We start from the raw sequence: 3100 nt of genomic DNA, 5'->3' as shown, positions 1-3100 counted from the left end.
CGAACCATTTAGGGGCAACACGCTAACGGGGATTTGGGATTCAGATTCTCTGACTTATTCGGTGTGGTCTTATGACACCCTAATCGCAACCAAAAAGCGAATGCCAGACAAGGGAATTTCGGTCTGGTTAGAGTCTCGCAAATACAGCGTTACCACTAGCAAACACCAAGGGATTATTAGAAGGGCATGGGGCATCTAATGGCCAGACCGGACAGCAAGCGAACACCAGAAGCCAAATTGCGGGCGGTTCACCTACGCAACACCCGCAAGGCTAAGTATCAGACAACCAAAGTAAGGATAGCAAAATGACACCGCTAGAGTCTTGGATAACCGTTATCTGGATAATGGTTGCCATCGGAACACTCACGTATCAGGCCTACAAGCGGGCTAGGTGGCGCGAGGATAATCAGTAACATCGGGACGGCATGGATGCCAAGGCTAGGTTCGATTCCTAGCCGTCCACCAGATTCGACCAGATACTTGACAATTCCAAATAGATGTGCTAGGTTTATCTAGTAGGGTTCGCCGGACGTAGCCCGATAAGCAACCGGTCAAAATCCACCCTGCCCGAAATCTGGGAGATAAGAATGGGCATCTAGTCTAGCACGTTTCCGGCCGGTTGTCAAGCACCTTTTTATAACAATTTGGTAACGGCCCAATTATAACAATTTGGTAACGCTCCGGCGTGTCGGCTTGACAAGTCAAAAGCGAACAAATGTTCGATTATAACAATTTGGTAACATCACTTGACTTGCGAGCGCCGATGGTGTAATGCGATTGCTGGTGGCGTTTTGGCGGGTTTTCAGGCCTGCCCTAAGGTGATTGTATCCAAAAGGGGTCTTCTGCCGTTAGCGGGCATTCTGTGCCGTTTTAGCGGTATGTATCCGATTTGACAAACCGCACAATAGGGACTAGGATACCGGCGCACCCGCCCGCCCGCGCGGTTATACACCATGCCAAGCAACTTGTCAAGGGCATTTTGATAACAATTTTGTTATAAACTTTTTTCGAAATTGGCAACACATCGGGGCAATTGTGTGCTAACGTCTTACTTGTCACCGAAACAGGAGGAAACCAAATGGAGACAAAAGTATGGCGGGCAATTGGGTCTAACCGATTCGCTAAGGTAATCATTACCGATTCGGACAATAAGATTCTTGCCAAGGGTGAGACCGAGGAAGAAGCCCGCGAACAGATTGAGGAGGAGGACTAATGGATTACTCAATTTGGACACCAGAAGAGCACAAGGAATACCTAGCTGAATGGCGCGACCTAATGCGCCGTAAGCCAGATGAAATTCTGGACACTTGGACGGAATGGGACGGGGAGGTTATGGTTCGAACCGTTGAAGATAGACGCTACTCAGTTGCGGGTATCTTCGCCATGGAAGGGTGGCCAACACCGCCTAGCATGGATGCCTACATCCTCTAATTTTATCTAGGGGGACTAGACAAGAATTCACACTTTTTGTCTGGTCTCCCCTAGTGAAACGTTATGTTTTATTATTTTATAATAATACATAATATATTATACTATCTGCGGGTCTGATTTTGACTTATCCACAGACTTATCCACAGCTTTTTGGGGATAACTTTGGGTAATTCTCTCAGGAAACTCTCAGACTAGTCCGAATAGTGTTAGGTGGCTACTTATCAGGTTGCCATCTAATAGATAGACTTATAGCACAATTCCGATTGTGTTATATAAAACAATTCATAATTTCATATGTGGATTCCTACAATTCAATTGTAGAAAACCTACAATCAAGTTTGTTACCAAATTGTTACCAAACTAACTTGACAAGGGTTCAGAATTCTGATAACGTCTAAGTATCCAAACAGGAGGAGATGAAATGGCTACTGTATCAAAAGCAAAAGCCCGTAAAGCGGGTATTGTGATTCCACCGCGACCAAAGCCCGATGGTTGGTTGCCACACTTTCTAATGATTGACTCAGGAGGACACAGATAATGGCTTATGAACCGACAACTATTCGAACCTTGACCGCGACTTACGCTAGGTTACAGGATAAGGGCGTGAATGCTTGGTATGGTGAAGCGGGAGGAGACTTGGAACTTGCCAAGATGATTCTCGACGGCGCGACCCTATCGGAACTTATGACCTATTGCCAAGATTACGGCTACATCGAACAGGAGGATGAGGACTAATGACCACACCGAACTTACAGGATGGAACTTATCTGTATCAGGACGGCAAGTTTCTGCCGATTACCATGACCGACGGCTATTGGGTTGCTGAGAAGGTAATACACCGGTCTGAACTTGTCTCCGGCATGGTTGTCGGTGTGTGGACGGATTCCGAGACCGGCACAACTTGGTTCGACAAGACACGCCTAGTTCGCAACTTGACAAGAGCGACGGCACTTGCTACGCTTTGGCAACAGCTTGCGATTTGGGATAACGCCAAGGGACAGGAGATTCGAATTGGAAGATAAGGAATACACTTGGCAAGAGATAAAGTGGCAGATTCTAATGGGCATTCACAACTTACAGGAGGATTCTAATGACTAAGTTACAAGAGGGACAGGTCTGGATGACCAAGCCAAACCCAACTGGCAAACTTGTCGGGTATCAGGTGACAGGTGTCGGGCAAGACTTTGTTGCCTTCCAACCGCTTGGACACACCAACACACACTACTTGACACACACCGCGTTCTATGCTATGTTTGACTACATCGGACAACAGGAGGAGAGCTGATGGCAAAATACATTATCACCATCACCGCGCAATACAGCGTGGAGATTCCAGAACTGACTCAGGATGTTCAGAATTTCATAACCGAGAACTATGAAGCACCGATTCTGCCAGAACCTTACACCGATTCAGAATACCTATGTGGCACTATCACTTATCAGGAGGAGAACTAATGGCAACAGTCGCACAATTGATTGAAACTTTACAGCGCATTGAGGACAAGGAACAGCTTTGTCTAGGTGAGATTTGGATTGCCGAGGACTTTACCTATGAAGATGAAGAGGGTAATGAGATTCCATTTACGCCAGAAGATGTTGAGGAGATTAGCGAATACCGAACAATTAGTAAATCACTTGGATACCTTTATGATGAAATTCTAGACCTTTT

Annotated in this window: 4 protein-coding genes; all 4 read left to right on the top strand. The window is 46.2% G+C overall.

Annotated elements, in window-relative coordinates; translation table 11 throughout:
* The first annotated feature begins 1968 nt into the window (after positions 1-1968).
* Positions 1969-2166: a hypothetical protein gene (locus ACIQ2X_RS17110; RefSeq protein ID WP_396180240.1), complete on the top strand. Its 198-nt coding sequence runs from the start codon at positions 1969-1971 to the stop codon at positions 2164-2166.
* Positions 2166-2453 (top strand): hypothetical protein, encoded by a 288-nt coding sequence (locus tag ACIQ2X_RS17105; protein WP_396180239.1) that lies wholly within the window; start codon positions 2166-2168, stop codon positions 2451-2453. The genes ACIQ2X_RS17110 and ACIQ2X_RS17105 overlap by 1 nt, the downstream gene beginning before the upstream one ends.
* Before the next feature lie 262 nt (positions 2454-2715).
* Entirely contained in the window at positions 2716-2886 is a 171-nt protein-coding gene (locus ACIQ2X_RS17100) for a hypothetical protein (RefSeq protein ID WP_396180238.1), read from the top strand.
* On the top strand, positions 2886-3100 hold a 215-nt coding region (locus tag ACIQ2X_RS17095; RefSeq protein WP_396180237.1), incomplete at its 3' end, for a hypothetical protein. The genes ACIQ2X_RS17100 and ACIQ2X_RS17095, both read left to right, overlap by 1 nt.

The sequence above is a fragment of the Flavobacterium sp. genome (assembly GCF_044368625.1).
Taxonomy (GTDB): Bacteria; Bacteroidota; Bacteroidia; order Flavobacteriales; family Flavobacteriaceae; genus Flavobacterium.
The sequence above is the reverse complement of the archived record's forward strand: the minus strand, read 5'-3'. Positions and strand labels throughout refer to the sequence as shown.